This is a genomic window from Kitasatospora sp. NPDC004669 (assembly GCF_040609455.1).
GTDB lineage: Bacteria > Actinomycetota > Actinomycetes > Streptomycetales > Streptomycetaceae > Kitasatospora.
Genome location: NZ_JBEXKB010000006.1, coordinates 75,893 through 91,290 on the forward strand (window position 1 = coordinate 75,893; position 15,398 = coordinate 91,290).

General features: G+C 72.6%; 11 protein-coding genes and 1 pseudogene. 5 read left to right on the plus strand and 7 right to left on the minus strand.

The features are described from left to right. The first annotated feature begins 212 nt into the window (after positions 1–212). Complete coding sequence (locus tag ABZW30_RS07345; RefSeq protein WP_355670057.1) at positions 213–1,478, plus strand: tyrosine-type recombinase/integrase; 1,266 nt, start codon at positions 213–215, stop codon at positions 1,476–1,478. Between the two features lie 342 nt (positions 1,479–1,820). Continuing rightward, complete coding sequence (locus ABZW30_RS07350; protein ID WP_355670058.1) at positions 1,821–3,590, plus strand: penicillin-binding transpeptidase domain-containing protein; 1,770 nt, start codon at positions 1,821–1,823, stop codon at positions 3,588–3,590. A gap of 124 nt (positions 3,591–3,714) precedes the next feature. Here ABZW30_RS07350 and ABZW30_RS07355 read toward each other — a convergent pair whose 3' ends face one another. The 6 genes and pseudogenes from ABZW30_RS07355 to ABZW30_RS07380 form a co-directional block, all read right to left on the minus strand. After that, positions 3,715–5,124, minus strand: coding sequence for a glycosyltransferase 87 family protein (locus ABZW30_RS07355; RefSeq protein WP_355670059.1), 1,410 nt, complete (start codon positions 5,122–5,124; stop codon positions 3,715–3,717). Positions 5,125–5,252: 128 nt separating this feature from the next. Beyond that, entirely contained in the window at positions 5,253–6,743 is a 1,491-nt protein-coding gene (locus ABZW30_RS07360; protein WP_355670060.1) for an amino acid permease, read from the minus strand. A gap of 246 nt (positions 6,744–6,989) precedes the next feature. Next, entirely contained in the window at positions 6,990–8,498 is a 1,509-nt protein-coding gene (locus tag ABZW30_RS07365; RefSeq protein ID WP_355670061.1) for a penicillin-binding transpeptidase domain-containing protein, read from the minus strand. Then, positions 8,498–9,835 carry an FtsW/RodA/SpoVE family cell cycle protein gene (locus ABZW30_RS07370; protein ID WP_355670062.1) on the minus strand — a complete coding sequence of 446 codons (1,338 nt, stop codon included), beginning with the start codon at positions 9,833–9,835 and terminating at the stop codon, positions 8,498–8,500. Before ABZW30_RS07370 ends, ABZW30_RS07365 begins: the two co-directional genes overlap by 1 nt. Positions 9,836–10,016: 181 nt before the next feature. After that, positions 10,017–10,700, minus strand: coding sequence for an ABC transporter (locus ABZW30_RS07375; RefSeq protein ID WP_355670063.1), 684 nt, complete (start codon positions 10,698–10,700; stop codon positions 10,017–10,019). 47 nt (positions 10,701–10,747) lie between these two features. After that, positions 10,748–10,900: pseudogene (locus ABZW30_RS07380) on the minus strand (ATP-binding cassette domain-containing protein); the annotation flags it as partial. Between the two features lie 174 nt (positions 10,901–11,074). Here ABZW30_RS07380 and ABZW30_RS07385 point away from each other — a divergent pair. The 3 genes from ABZW30_RS07385 (at position 11,075) to ABZW30_RS07395 (ending at position 13,768) form a co-directional block, all read left to right on the plus strand. After that, positions 11,075–12,397, plus strand: coding sequence for a VWA domain-containing protein (locus tag ABZW30_RS07385; RefSeq protein ID WP_355670064.1), 1,323 nt, complete (start codon positions 11,075–11,077; stop codon positions 12,395–12,397). A gap of 2 nt (positions 12,398–12,399) precedes the next feature. After that, complete coding sequence (locus ABZW30_RS07390) at positions 12,400–13,263, plus strand: peptidase (RefSeq protein WP_355670065.1); 864 nt, start codon at positions 12,400–12,402, stop codon at positions 13,261–13,263. 64 nt (positions 13,264–13,327) lie between these two features. Beyond that, positions 13,328–13,768 (plus strand): universal stress protein, encoded by a 441-nt coding sequence (locus tag ABZW30_RS07395; RefSeq protein ID WP_355670066.1) that lies wholly within the window; start codon positions 13,328–13,330, stop codon positions 13,766–13,768. Positions 13,769–13,777: 9 nt separating this feature from the next. On the opposite strand, the gene ABZW30_RS07400 is transcribed toward ABZW30_RS07395, so the two are convergent. Continuing rightward, positions 13,778–15,397: a DUF2079 domain-containing protein gene (locus tag ABZW30_RS07400; RefSeq protein WP_355670067.1), complete on the minus strand. Its 1,620-nt coding sequence runs from the start codon at positions 15,395–15,397 to the stop codon at positions 13,778–13,780. Position 15,398: the final 1 nt, after the last annotated feature.

Sequence of the window (15,398 nt, forward strand, 5' to 3'; positions counted from 1 at the left end):
ACCACCAGGGAGGCGCCAGGGAGGTAGGGAGAACTCCCTGACCGCCTCCCTGGCCACCAACTCCGCCCTCACCAGGAAGAACAGCGCCCCAGGGATGCAGGGAGGCGTCCCGAACGCCCCCGCTAGCGGCCCCGAAACCGCTCTCACGCGCCACCAGCCGCCTCCCTCCCTGCCCGCAGCACACCCACACCCCAACACCTAGGAGCGGCCCCATGGCCGGACACATCCAAGACCGCTGGTACAAGACCGAGAAGGGCCCGGACGGCAAGCCCCACCGCGTCCGCACCGACCGCTACGGCACAGGCAAGCGCTACCGGGCCCGCTATGAAGGCCCGGACGGCAAGGAGAAGAGCCGGAGCTTCCCCGACCGGCAGAAGCGCCAGGCCGAGAACTGGCTGATCGAGATCGCGGCCGACATGTCCCGTGGCACCTACACCGACCCTCGGGCGAGTCGGTTGACCTTCCGCCAGTTCGCGGAGAACTGGCTCAGCAGCCACCAGGGCGACACCAACGAGCGGGGCGCGCTGGAGCGACACCTGCGGCTGCACGTCTTCGAGGCCATCGGCTCCCGGCCGCTCGTCTCGTTCCAGCCCGGCCACGTGCGCACCTGGCTGACCAACCTGCCCAAGACCGCGCCGGCCGCCTCCTACCAGCGGATCATCTACGGCACGGTGTCGACCGTGTTCAGCGCCGCCGTGGACGACGGCCTGATCCTCAAGAACCCGTGCCGAGTGAAGTCCGTCCGGATGCCGAAGGCAGAGCCCACCCGTGTCGTCCCCTGGACGCCGGACCAGGTGTTCGCCGTTCAGGGAGCCCTGCCGGAGCGCTTCCGGACCATGGTCGACCTTGGCGGCGGGTGCGGTCTCCGGCAGGGCGAGATCTTCGGACTGCCGGTCGAGGCGATCGGGTTCGACAGCGGTTGGCTGGCCGTCCGGCAGCAGCTCAAGCGGGTGCGGGGGAAGTTCGTCTTCGCCCTCCCAAAGCGAGGCAAGGTCCGCGACGTGCCGTTGCCGCCGGCCGTGGCGGCGGCGCTCCGCGAGCACATGAAGCGCTTCCCGCCTGTGGAGATCACTCTTCCGTGGGGGACGCTGAGCGGGCCGCCTGTGACCCGCAAGGTCGTCTTCATGGGGACGACTCAGGACTTCGTCCGCCCGAGCCACTTCGATGACCACCTCTGGAAGCCCGCCCTGGCCGCTGCTGGCATCATTCCGGAGGCCGGGAAGGGGGAGCGGTATAAGAGCGCCCGCGAACACGGAATGCACGCCCTGCGGCACTTCTACGCCTCCGTCCTGCTGGACGCTGGCGAGAACGTCCGGGCCCTGAGTCAGTACCTCGGCCACGAGGACCCGGGATTCACGCTGCGGGTCTACACCCACCTGATGCCGAGCAGCGAGAGCCGCACGCGGAACGCCGTGGACGGCATGTATCGGGCCTTCGGAAAGCTGCCTGACGGCCCCGAGACGGCCCCAGGGGCCTGACACGGCCCGGGGGCGGGGCGTACGGCCAGGTCAGAGCCGTAGAGGCTGGGGAGATCGAAACTACCTCTACTTCTTCCCGCTGTTCACCGGGCAGACGATCCCGCTGGACGACTGGCGCGGCCGGATGTGGTTCAACAGCTGGATCTGAGCCGACCGCCGGGGCCGGTCCACACACGAAACCCCCGAACCGTCCGTATGCGGTGCACGACACGTACCAGATCCGTCACAAGTCCCGGGCGTTTCGTCGGCGCACCGATCCGCGCTGCCTAGGGTGGGGGCGTACCGCGTTTCCGGCCCCCGGCCGGCGGCGCCCGGCCGCGAGACCCCTGGGGGAACTGCACCATGCGCAGTGGCGCGAAGATCGGCATCATCACCGGCGTGTCCATCGTCGTCCTCGCGGGCGGCGGCTACGGCGCGTACAGCCTGATGGGCGGCTCGGGCTCCGGGTCCTCCGACGACAAGAAGCCCCGGACGGTGGTCGCCGAACCCCCCACGGCCGATCAGGCGGCGAACGGCGCGAAGGACTTCCTGGCGGCCTGGGCGTCCGGCGACGTCGCCAAGGCGGCCTCGCTGACGGACGACCCGGCCGCGGCCACCACGGCGCTGACGGCCTTCAAGGACCAGGTGAAGCCGAGCGCGCTGACCCTGACCCCGGCCGGTCCGGCCACCCCGCAGGCCTTCGCCTCGGCCACCGGCACTCCCACCCCGGCCAAGCCCACCGGCGCGGCCTCGGCGACCCCGTCCGCGACCGGCACCCCCGGCGCCACCGACTCGCCGTCCGCCTCCGCCACCCCCGGGCCCACCGGCGTGCTGATGGGCTTCAAGGCGCGAGCCGAGTTCGAGGGCACCAGCCGGGTCTGGGACTACAACGGCTTCCTGGGCGTCGTGAAGATGAGCGACAACACCCCGGCCGTGCACTGGGCGCCCTCGGTGATCCACCCGCATCTGTCCGGCAGCGAGACGATCGCCACCCAGCAGGTCTTCTCCCCGCCGTCCACCGTGGTGGACCGCAACGGCAAGCCGTTGCAGGGCGCCTCGCTGACCCCGGCGCTGATGAGCACCCTGCAGGACAACGCCCGCAAGCTGCTGCCGCCGGACCCGAACAAGGACCAGGACGCGGGCAGCGCGGTGGTGATCACGGACCCGTCCGGCAAGGCCGCCGCCGACAAGCTGTTCACCATCGTCGAGCCGAAGCCCGGCAAGCCGTTCAAGGTGACCATCGACAACGCCATCCAGGCCGCCGCCGAGAAGGCGATGACCGACCTGGGCGGCAAGAACGGCTCGATCGTCGCGATCGAGCCGAGCACCGGCCAGGTGCTGGCCTTCGCCAACGCCCCCGCCAACGGCCAGAACCGGGCCTTCACCGGCCTGCTCGCCCCCGGCTCGACGATGAAGATCGTCACCTCGACGGCCCTGCTGGAGGCCGGGATCAACCCGGACAGCACGGTGGCCTGCCCGGAGAAGAGCAGCAACCCGGTGGCGATCCCGAACGACTTCCCGGGCGCCTTCCCGAACAACACGCTCCAGCAGGACTTCATGGTGTCCTGCAACACGGCCTTCATCAACCAGGGCCTGACCAGCCTCAAGCCCGAGACGCTGTCCAGCACGGCCAAGGACGTGTACGGCATCGGCCTGGAGTGGAAGACCGGCCTGCCGAACGCCGACGGCAAGATCCCGCCGACCCCGGGCAGCAAGGACGAGCAGGCCATGAACTACATCGGCCAGGGCAAGGTCCAGATGAACCCGCTGGCCATCGCCTCGATCACGGCGACCGTCCAGAGCGGCGCGTTCAAGCAGCCGATCCTGGTCGCCGGCCTGCCGCAGCAGACGGCGGCCCGCCAGATCTCGCCGGACGTCGCCGGCAAGCTGCGCGCGATGATGAACGCCACCGCCGTCGGCGGCACGGCCAAGGACGTGATGGCCGGGATCACCGACAACGCGGGCGCCAAGACCGGCTCCGCCGAGGTCCAGGGCGCGTCCACCACCAACAGCTGGTTCACCGCCTTCCGCGGCAACCTCGCGGTCGCCGCCGAGGTCCAGGGCGGCGGCCACGGCGTCGACGCGGCCGGCCCGGCGGTCGCCTCGCTGCTCAAGGCGGCGGGCAGCCGCTGACCCGCACGCGCCCTCCCCGAGCCGAAGGGGCGCGCCGGTACCGAAAGACAGAAGCGACCACGCCCGCTCAGCCGAGAAGGCCGAGCGGGCCCCGGTGCGTTCCGGGGCGGGCGAGACCGCCCGCTCAGCGTCGCGGCAGCGCGGGCTCCGGAGGGTCCGGCAGCGGCCGGGGCGGGATCCGGCGGCGGCTGCTCCACCGCCGGGCGGCCAGCCGGGGCCAGATCACCAGGACGGCCGGCAGCGCCAGGTACCCGAACCGCCCGGCCGGGGCGAGCATGAAAGCGATCGCGAGCCCCGCGGCCAGCAGGTCGGCGGCGGCGATCGCGGAGACCGGCGGCCGGGCCAGCAGCCAGATCGCCACCCCGATCAGGGCCAGGGTCATCAGCGCCAGGGAGATGGAGTGCCCGGTCGGACCGAACCCGGCCAGCACCTTGCCGGGCAGCGGGCTGCCGGCCGGGGTGCGGATCGCGGTCATCCCGAGCGGGAAGCGCACCACCTGGTCGCGCAGCTGGTCCGCCTGGGTCAGGACGGACGGCAGGATCACCGCCGCGCTCACCCCGACCCCGATCAGCGCGGTGCGGGTGGCGGGCCTTCGGCCGTAGAGCCGCCAGAGCAGCAGGACGGCGACCGGCAGGGCCGGCCAGGCGGTCCATTTGAGGCTGCAGGCGAGGGCGAGCACCAGTCCGGCGCCGACCGTGCGGTCCCGCTCGGCGAGCGCCATGGCCAGGCAGCAGACGCCGATCAGCGGCAGGTCGACTCCGCCGACGGCCAGGGCGAGCGCTATCAGCGGCGAGGCGGTGAGGACGGCCAGCGGCAGCAGCGGCGCGCGGTCCCGGGTGGGTCGCAGCAGCCGCCAGGCGCCCAGCAGGCAGGCGACGAAGGTGAGGGCGAACCAGATCCGGGCGTCCCCGGCGACCCGGGCGAAGGCGGTGGAGTTGCCGAGCAGCTGGCGCGGCAGTCCGAACAGGGCCATCGCCGGCAGGTACGGGTTGTAGTCGGTGACCACGACCGGGTGCGGCAGGTACGCGTCACCGGTGGTGAGCAGGAGGTGGGCCGAGCGTTCGACCACCATGACCTCGGACTGGTGGCGGCCGGTGAGGGCGAGCAGTCCGAGCGGGGCGAACACGGCGCCCGCGAGGCCTACCGCGGCGGCCGCCTGGGGCGCGTAGCGGCGCGGCAGGGTGAGGCAGAACAGGCCGGCCAGGAGGTAGGCGGGGGCCGCGACGAGGCCCCACAGCCGCTGGTTGGGCAGGTCGGAGACGAGCGGGAAGGCGGCGGCCCAGCCGGCCGCGATCAGACAGCCGAGCAGCTGGACGGAGCGCAGCGAGGCGAGCCGGGCGGGATTCCATCGATCGAGCGTGGGTGGAAATGCGCTCTCGCCACGCTGCCGGGGGAACGGCCGGGCGGAGAAGCCTCTCGGTGGCCGTCCGGGTCTGGACGGCAGTTCGGCGCGGATGGTCTGGGCCGGCGTTCTGACGCGGCCGGTGTAGCGGCCGCGCGGGCGGGAGAAGCCGGGCGTGCGGGTGCTCACCATGGTGGAAGGTTATGGGTGCGGGCCGGGCCCTGTCGCCATGGCGTCCGGCACCGGTTGTCGCGCTACGCGCGTAGGGCCGCCGGGTGTCGTACCGAGCGGCGGCCCTTCACGATTGGGTAACGACCCGGTCAGCCGGCGTTGGTGTCGACCGGGACGGCCTGCTGCTCGGCCTTCTCCAGCCGGGAGTGCTTGATGCTGTAGCCGAAGTAGACGACCACCGCGACGGCGAGGGCGATCGCCCCGGCCCGGAAGGTGTCGGCGTGCAGGCCGGTGATCAGGTAGATGCAGAAGCCGACGCTGAGCAGCGGGACGACCGGGTAGCCGGGCACCTTGAAGCCGCGCGGCAGGTCGGGCTGGGTGCGGCGCAGGACGATCACGCCGATGGAGACCACCGAGAAGGCGATGAGGGTGCCGAGGCTGGTGATGTCGGCCAGGACGTCCAGCGGGATGAAGGCGGCCAGCGCGCCCACGCCGAGGCCCACCACGAGGGTGTTCCAGACCGGGGTGCCGGTGCGCGGGGAGAGCTGGGCGAAGCGCTCGGGCAGCATGCCGTCACGGCCCATCGAGTACAGGATGCGGGTCTGGCCGTAGATCACCACGAGGGTGACGCTGAAGATCGAGACGATCGCGCCGACCGCGAAGATCATCGCGGGCCAGCTCTGGCCGGTGATGTCCTGCATGATCTGGGCGAGGCCGGCCTCCTGGTCCTTGAACTGGCCCCACGGCTGGGCGCCGATGCCGGCCAGCGCGACCAGGATGTAGAGCAGGGTCACCACGACCAGCGAGATGATGATCGCCATCGGCAGGGTGCGGCGCGGGTTCTTGACCTCCTCGCCGGCGGTGGACACGGCGTCCAGGCCGATGAAGGAGAAGAAGATGCTGGACGCGGCGATCTTCACGCCGCCGATGCCGAGCGGCATGAACGGGGTCAGGTTGCCGGAGTGGAAGCCGGTGAGCGCGACGCCGACGAACAGCAGCAGGATCAGGATCTTGATCCCGACCATGGCCGCGTTGACCTTCACCGACTCGCTGACACCGCGGATCAGCAGGAAGCAGACCATCGCGACCAGCAGCAGCGCCGGCAGGTTGAACCAGTGACCGCCGCCGGGGGCGCCGGACAGCTGCTCGGGGATCTTGAACCCGAAGGCCAGGTCGAGGAACTTGTTGAGGTACTCGGCCCAGCTCACCGCGATCGCGGAGGCGGAGACGCCGTACTCCATCAGCAGGCAGATGCCGACGCCGAACGCGACGCCCTCGCCGAGGGTGGCGTAGGCGTAGGAGTACGAGGAGCCGGAGACCGGGATCGCCGAGGCCATCTCGGCGTAGCAGAGCGCGGTGAGTCCGGCGGTGACCGCGGCGATCACGAAGGACAGGATGACCGCCGGCCCGGCCGCGGGCACCGCGCTGCCGAGCACGAAGAAGATGCCGGTGCCGATGGTGGCGCCGATGCCGATCGAGGACAGCTGCCAGAGGCCGACGGAGCGGCGCAGGTGGATGCCGGAGCGTCCGCCCTCCTCGGGCGCGCCCGCCGGAAGGCCGCTGCGGCCCTCGCTCTCCGCGATCAGGGTCGAGACGGGCTTGCGTCGCAGCAGACGCGCACCAAGGGTGTTGCTGGCCAAAACCGCGGTCCTTCTGGGCAGGGGAGGGTGTCCTAGCGAGCAGGTCACCCGGGCACCAAGGGGTGCCATCGGGGACCAACCGAACAAACATGGGACAGTACCCCGCGAATGCACCAGTGTCGCAAACGAACAGTCTTGATCGGCGCATTGTACGAACCGGCGCACCGCGGATAACAAACCAGACACTTCGCACACGGCTGACTTGCCGGACATCGGATAGAAGGCCAGGTCAGCGGCCACATCGGATCAGCGGTCGAGCACCGCCCGCATCACCGACCGGGCGATCGGCGCGGCCAGCGCGCCACCGGTGACGTCGGTGGCGTCACTGTCCGCGACCACCACCGCCACCGCGACCGTCGGCACCGCGTCCGAGCCGGCCGGCTTGGCCCAGGAGATGAACCAGGCGTACGGCGTCCCGCTGTTGTCCACCCCGTGCTCGGCGGTGCCGGTCTTGCCGCCGACCACCGCCCCGGCGATCCGGGCGTTGCCTCCGGTGCCGTTCTCCACCACGTCGGTCATCAGCTTCCGTACCTGGCCGGCCACCGCCGGGGTCAGCGCCCGCTTGTACACGGCCGGCTTCATCAGCTGCACCACGGTGCCGTCGCTCCTGGTCAGCTTGTCCACAAGCTGTGGACGCATCACCGTCCCGTCGTTGGCGACCCCGGCCGCGACCATCGCCATCACCAGCGGGGTGGCCGCGGTGTCGAACTGCCCGATCGAGGAGAGCGCCAGCTGCGACCGGTTCATCGCGGTGTCGAAGTTGGACCGGGCCGGGCGCACCGGCAGGTCCAGCTTCGGGTCGTTGAAGCCGAAGCCCTCGGCCGTGGCCACCATCCTCTCCAGCCCGGTCTGCACCCCGAGGTAGCCCATGACGCTGTTGCAGCTGGCGGTCATCGCGGCGTCCAGCGACTGGCCGGGCCGGTCACAGGCCGCGCTGTCGTTCACCAGCGGCGTGGTCGTCCCGGGCATCACGTACGGGAAGGGCGCCCCGGTCGGCGCGTCCGGGTCGGTGACCACCCCGCCGGCGAGCGCGGCCGCGGCGGTGACCACCTTGAAGGTCGAGCCCGGCGGGTAGGTCTGGCGCAGCGCCCGGTTGAGCATCGGCTGGTCGGTGTCGGCCTGCAGCCGGTTCCAGGCGGTCCGGTCGGCGCCGGTGGAGCCGGCGAAGCTGCCCGGGTCGTAGGAGGGCGTGCTGGCCAGCGCCAGGATCCGTCCGGTGGCCGGCTCGATCGCGGCCACCGCGCCCTTCTGCCCGCCGAGCCCGCGCATCGCGGCCCGCTGGGCGGCCTGGTCGATCGTGGTGTACACGTCCCCGCCGGGGTTCTGCCTACGGGCGATCGCGTCCCAGAGCGACCAGCCGGTCAGCCGGCCATCGGTGCCGGTCAACAGGGCGTCCTCGGTGCCCTCCAGCTGGGTGTCGCCGTACGCCTGGGAGGCGAAGCCGGTGACGGCGGCGTAGGTCGGCCCGTCGGTGTAGGTGCGCTTGTACGCGTACCGGCCGCCGGTGGCCGCGGAGCCGGTGACGGTCTCGGCGCCGACCAGGATGTTCCCGCGCGGCTGGGCGTAGCGCTCGATGGTGAGCCGCTGATTGGCGCTGTTGTGGTCGAGGTCCTCGGCCTCGAACACCTGCACCCGGGTGGCCTGCACGCACAGCGCCACGACCAGCAGCAGACAGAAGGTGGCCGCCCGCCGCCCGGTGACCGAGATCCCGGGCAGCCCCTGCGGGCCGTTCCCCCCGAGTCGGATCCGCGCCATCAGCCCACCTCGGGTGCCGGCCGCCGGGCATCGTCACTCATGCGCACCAGCAGCGCGACGATGATCCAGTTGGTCACCACCGAGGAGCCGCCCTGGGCGATGAACGGCATGGTCATCCCGGTCAGCGGGATCAGCGCCAGCACCCCGCCCGCCACCACGAACACCTGCAGGCCGACGATCGCCGCCAGCCCGATCGCCAGCAGCCGCCCGAAGGGGTCGCGCAGCGCGATGCCGATCCGGAAGCCGCGCGAGACCAGCACCGCGTACAGCAGGAACACCGCGATCAGCCCGGTCAGGCCGAGCTCCTCGCCGATGGTGGCGAGGATGAAGTCCGACTTGGCGGCGAAGCCGATCAGCACCGAGTGCCCGTTGCCCAGCCCGGTGCCCAGTTCGCCGCCCCAGGCGAAGGCGAACAGCGACTGGGCGATCTGGTTGGCGCCCTTGCCCGCCGCGATCGAGCCCAGCGGGTCCAGCCAGTCCACGACCCGGCTGTGCACGTGCGGCGAGAGCCATCCCACCGTCACCGCTCCGACCGCCGCCAGGCCCAGACCGATCGCGATCCAGCCGGTGCGCGCGGTGGCCACGTAGAGCATCGCCACGAACAGGCCGAAGAAGAGCAGCGAGGTACCGAGGTCGGTCTCCAGCACCAGCACCCCGACGAAGGCCGCCCAGATCATCAGCACCGGCCCGAACACCCGCCCGCGCGGCAGCTTCCAGCGCCAGACCCGACGACCGGTGAGCGCCAGCGCGTCCCGGTGCACCGCCAGGTAGGCGGCGAAGAAGACGGCCAGCAGGATCTTGGCGAGCTCCCCCGGCTGGAAGGAGAGCGGCCCGACGACGATCCAGATCCGCGAGCCGTACACCGGCGGGAAGAAGATCGGCAGCACCAGCAGGACCAGCGCCACCAGCGCCCCGACGTAGGCGTAGCGCTGCAGCCGCCGGTGGTCCCGCACCAGCAGCACCACGGCGATGAACAGCGCCACCCCCAGGCTCGACCAGAGCAGCTGGGTGGAGGCGGCGGCCCGGCCCGGGGTGGCCCGGTCGAGGCGGTGGATCACCACCAGCCCGATCCCGTTGAGCAGCACGGCGATCGGCAGCAGCAGCGGGTCCGCGTACCGGGCCCGCCACCGGATGACGGCGTGCGCCGCGAGGGCCGGCACACCCAGCACGGCGCCGGCCCCGTACGCGACCTCGGGGGCCGGCGCCGTGCCGTCCAGGTTGGCGCCGACCTCGATGTAGCCGAACACCGTGGCCAGGACGGCGGTCAGCACCAGCACCAGCTCGGCGGTGCGCCCGGTCGGCACCGGCCGGGCGGGCCGGGCCGCGGATCTCGTCACGGCGGAGGGTGTCGCCACGGTCCGTCCTGGGGGAGGCGGGGATGCCGATCGGGGCGGACCGGGCACGGGGAGCCGGTGCGGCGGCGCCGGCGCCCCGGTTCGTCACCCTAACGAGCAATATCCATATTTATTGGCTCTTCGCTACGGTGTGTCCGCTATTGCCGGAATTCATCCGCAGGCCTCACTCCGCCCGCCGCCCGGCCAGGGCCGCCACCCCGGCCCCGACCACGGCCAGCAGGGCGACGGAGAGCAGCAGTGCGACCCAGTGCACCGCGACCTGCCCGGTCCGCGCGGCGGTCACCAGTGCGCGCACCGCCGCGTTGGCCGGCGAGAGCGGCACCACCAGCGCCAGGACGGCCAGCCCCAGCGTCACCGGGATCCCGTACGGCGGGCGGACCGGCACCGGACGGTTGCCCAACGCCCCGGCCAGCACCCCCAGCAGTACACAGACCACCGAGGTCGACAGCCCCGCCAGCAGCGCCCGCCAGACGCCCGGATCCCGCTGCGCCCCCGGGTCGGCCACCGCGCCGCTGACCCACCACAGCGCCGCCACCTGGCCCACCGCCAGCACCACGGCCGCCGTCAGCGCCGCCAGCAGCGCGCCCAGGTACACCCGCACCGGGCCCGCCACCGCGACCAGGCAGGCCCGCGAGGCCGGCGGCTCGGCGGTCAGCGCGCCGCGCACGTACCAGGCGCTCACCGGCAGCAGCACCCCCGCGCCGTAGCCCAGTCCGCCCAGCAGCGGATCGCCCGCCGTCACCCCGATCACCAGCAGCAGCGTGAACGCCAGGAAGGGCGGCAGCCAGGCGTGCGAGCGCAGCAGCAGCTCCAGGTGGTACCGGGTCAGCGCCCCGCCCTGCCTCACCGCTCCTCCCCCCGTGGACGCACCGCCAGCACCCGTACGGCCGGGCGGCCGAGCAGCAGGCCGCGCAGCAGCGTCGACTTGCCGCCGCCGTTCGCCCCGGCGATCCGGACCAGTTCCCCGGGCCCGACCGCCAGATCGACGTCGCGCAGGATCCACCGCCCGCCCCGCCCGTACCGCTTGCCGACCGCGGTCAGCTCCATCGCACCCCGCCTCCGTCCGAACCGTCCTGAAGGCTATCCATCGCGGATAAGGCCGACGTGAGCACAGCGCTCCGTAATCCCCTCTCCACACCCCGGATTTCACGCCGGGGCGGGCGAGTGCACCGTCCGGTCTCGTTTGGCCTTGACGAACTGATGATCCCTAGGATCTGGCGCGTGACTACCGGACGACGACCGAAGACCAGGCTCGGCAGCCTGCTGGCCGCCCTGGCGATAACGGGCGCCTCGCTGCTCCTCGGCCTGCCCGCCCATGCCGACGAACCATCAGCCGGCGCCCCGCCCACGCCCAAGGAGAACCCCAGGGTCGACCTGATCCTGGATGTCAGCGGGTCCATGAACACCGCCGACATCCAGGGCAAGAGCCGCATCTCGGTGGCCCAGCAGTCCATCGACGAGGTGATCGACGCGCTGCCGACGGAGACCGACTTCGGCATCCGCACCCTCGGCGCCACCTACCCGGGCAACGACAAGACCGTCGGCTGCCAGGACACCAAGCAGCTGTTCCCGGTCGGCAAGACCAACAAGGTCGAGGCCAAGACCGCGGTCGCCACCCTGCGCCCCACCGGCTGGACCCCGATCGGCCTGGCCCTGCGCGGCGCGGCCCAGGACCTCGGCAAGGGTGACGCCACCCGCCGGATCGTCCTGATCACCGACGGCGAGGACGACTGCTCCCCGCCGGACCCGTGCGACGTGGCCCGCGAACTCGCCGCCCAGGGCATCCACCTGGTGGTCGACACCCTCGGCCTGGCGCACGACGACAAGACCCGCCAGCAGCTGATCTGCATCGCCAACGCGACCGGCGGCACCTACACCGACGTCCGCACCCCGGACCAGCTCACCGGCAAGGTGAAGCAGCTGATCGACCGCAGCGACGACACCTACACCGTCAACCCGGTCCAGACCACCGGCACCGACAAGTGCGAGAGCGCCCCGGTGCTCACCCCCGGCGTCTACAGCGACCGCGAGAAGTTCTCCGAGCACCGCGTCTACAAGGTTCCGGTCAAGGCCGGCCAGGAGCTGCGCGCCTCGGTCAGCGTGGCCCTCGACCGCGCGGTGAACCGGGACTACGGCGTCCTGCTCCAGGCCACCAGCGCCACCGGCCAGGAACTCGTCCGCGGCACCGACGCCAACAGCACCCGCACCGACGTCATCTCCACGGGCCTGCGCTGGTCCACCAACGACTCCAAGGGCTACGTCACGACCAAGCCCACCGCCTCGGCGAGCGAGAAGCCGGAGACCACCGTCTGCCTGGTCGTCAGCAACTCGCTGGCCCCGCAGGCCGGTGTGCACACCGACCCCGGCATGCCGGTCGAGCTGACCGTCGACCTGGCCTCCGCCTCGCCCGCCCCCGAAGGCGCCGCGATGGGCCTCGGCCGCGGCTGGATCCTGCTGCTCACCCTCACCCTGGCCGGCCTGGCCTTCGGCCTGCTCTTCGGCTGGATCGCACGCTGGCGCATCGCCGTCTGGCGGGAGAACTGACCATGCGTACGACGATCCGCGGCGCCCTCGCCGCCCTCGCCCTGCTGCCCGCTCTCGCGCTGGGCGCCCCGGCCGCCTCCGCCGCGCCGTCGCCCACGGCGAGCGCCAGTGGCACCCCGGCCCCGGCCACCAAGGCCGGCACCTCCTTCCTGACCGCGGTCAACCTCTCCCCCGGCCAGGACGCCAACGTCGCCGCCTCCACCGGCGACTACCTGTACTGGGCGTTCGGCGCCTCCGAGGGCCAGACCCCGACGGTCAACCTGACCGTCAACCTGGCCCCGGCAACCGACCGGCACGGCCCGCAGACCTGGACCGTCGAGGTCTTCGACGGGCTGCGCCGCCGCCAGGCCTGCACCGCCGGCACCCAGAACGCCACCGGCGACCAGAGCGCCACCTCCCTGACGCTCAACTGCACCCTGCGCGAGGTCCGCACCTGGGCCGAGCCGTGGTCCGGCGACCCGCTGCCCGGCACCTACTACGTCCGGCTCTCGGTCACCGACGCCCCGCAGCCCGACCTCGGCCTGGCCGCCAGCGCCCAGCTGCACGTCAGCTCCAAGGGCAACGCGGACAACGCCCAGCCGGAGGGCGGCGAGCTCAAGGCCCCGCTGGTCCCGCCGGTCGGCGGCGGCGCGAGCACCGCCAAGGCGGCGGCCCCGGTGGCCCAGAAGGAGCACTGGTACACCGGCTGGTTCTCCGGCTGGAACAGCCGCTGGTACTGGACCATCGGCGGCGGCTTCCTGGCCGCGCTGGCCGGCGTCCTCGGCTACCACCTGACCCGGCACCCGCGCGGCCGGCGCCCCGGCCACTACGGCGCCGTCCCGCCCCAGGGCTCCCACCAGCACGGCTCCTACGCCGACCGCCCGTAACAACGGCGAGGGCCGGCCGGAGACCGTTCCGGCCGGCCCTCGGCATGTCTGCGACGATGAAGGCATGCAGCCGCACGGCCGGATCGTGGTCGGTGTGGACGGCTCCGCGCCCGCCCGCGCGGCCGTCCGCTGGGCGGCCCGCCTGGCCGACCTCACAGGCGGCCCGCTGGAGGCGGTGGCCGTCTGGGACTTCCCCTGCCTCTACGGCGAGCACGGCCTCGTCCCGCCCACCCTGGACGGCTTCGGGCCCGAGCGGCGCGCCGCCGCCATCCTCGCCGAGACGGCCGGACTCGCCGAGACCGCCACCGACCGCGCCGTCCCGCTCCGCCGCCACCTCAAGGCCGGGCCGCCCGGCCCCGCCCTGGTCGCCGCCGCGACCGGCGCCGCCCTGCTGGTCCTCGGCAACCGCGGCCACTCCACCCCGCCGGACACCCCGCTCGGCACCGTCGCCCAGTACTGCCTGCACCACGCGCGCTGCCCGGTGGTCATCGTCCGGGAGACCTGAGCGCAACCGTCAGCCCTTGAACAGGTTGTGCCCCACGTCGGACGGCACCTCGTCCTGGACCGGCTTGCTGCCCGGCCCGGGCACGTGCTCGCCGGGCACCGGCTCGCCGCCCTCCCGGTGCAGCAGCACCACCCCGTCCTCGGCCCAGAGCTGCCGGTAGCCGTGCGCCAGCAGCAGCTGGATCCGGTCGGCCTGCTCCTTGTCCGTCTTGAACGGGAAGGACCGCTTGTCCGAGCGGGTGAGCACGTACTCGCGCCCACGCGGTGTCCCGTCCACCAGCACCACGTCCGCCCGGGCGGTCAGCCGCGGCGCGATCTGGTTGTCCGCCTCCACCGAGGCCCCGTCCGGGATCAGTGCGGCGGCCCGGACCAGCGCCGCCTCGCTCGCCTTGGGCTCCCAGGAGGACGGCACCGCGAGCTGCAGCAGCCCGATCAGTACGGCCACCACCAGCGCCACCCCGGCCGTGCCCAGGCCCAGCAGCCGGGCCCGCCGACGGGTGGGCTCCGGCCGCTCGGCAGCGCTCAGCCGGCCCAGCACCTCGATCGCGGCGGTCAGCAGGATCGGCCAGAGCATCGAGTCGTAGTGCCGGGCGATCGACCAGTGGTTGGCGTTGCTGGAGAGGATCCGCTCGGCCAGCAGCGGCAGCGCGCACAGCGCGGTGGCGGAGCGCAGCGGCAGCAGGAACATCGTGCCGAACAGCCAGAGCAGCAGCAGCGGCTTGAGCGGCTGGTCGAAGGCGGTCTGCACCAGCAGGAACGGGTTGTGCAGCAGGTGCTTGAGCGCGTCGCCGCCGTCGGCGCCGAGCGCCGCGTAGTTCCAGTAGTAGCCCGGCTCCCCGCCCATCGCCGGGATCAGCCACTTGATCGCCACCGCCGCGGCGAGCGGCCCGCCCAGCAGCAGCCCGAGCCCGGTGAATCGGCCGGCGCGGTCCCCGGTACGGCGGGTGCGCAGCAGCAGCACCAGGCCGTACGCGCCGACCATCAGGCCCATGTCCTCCTTGGTGCAGCACAGCAGCACCGCGGCGAGCACCACCGCGACGTACCGGCGGGCCAGGCCGCGCTCCAGCATCAGCAGGGTGAGCGGGACGGCGAACGCCACCTCGTGGAAGCCGACCCGGGCGGCGACCAGCAGCGGCCAGCCGAGCGCGTAGACCAGCCCGGCCAGGTCGGCCGCCCGCCGGGCGGTGCGCGGCTCGGCCGCGGCGAAGCAGTGCGCGGCGATCCGCCGTATCAGCGGCACCCCGAGCGCGAACAGCAGCGCCTGCCCGATGATCAACGAGCGCGGGTCGTCCCAGATCCAGTAGAGCGGCGCGAGCAGCGCCAGTACCGGGGAGAAGTGGTCGCCCAACAGGGAGAACCCTGGCGGGAACTCGTGGTGGTAGCTCTTCAGCGTCGAGACCGGCAGCCCGAAGTGGGCGTATCCGCGCACCCCCTGGTCGAAGATGCCGAGGTCGAAGCCGCCGAGCGAGACGGAGGCCCAGCCCTGCAGGCCGATGGCGCACACCGCCGCGAAGCAGAGCACGCCGAGCAGCACGGTACGGCGGGCCGACGAGCCCAGGGCGGCGGCCGCCCGGCGGGCGACGGGAACGGCGGCCCGGGGCGGCGACGGGGTTGCGGTCTGGGTGGTCACG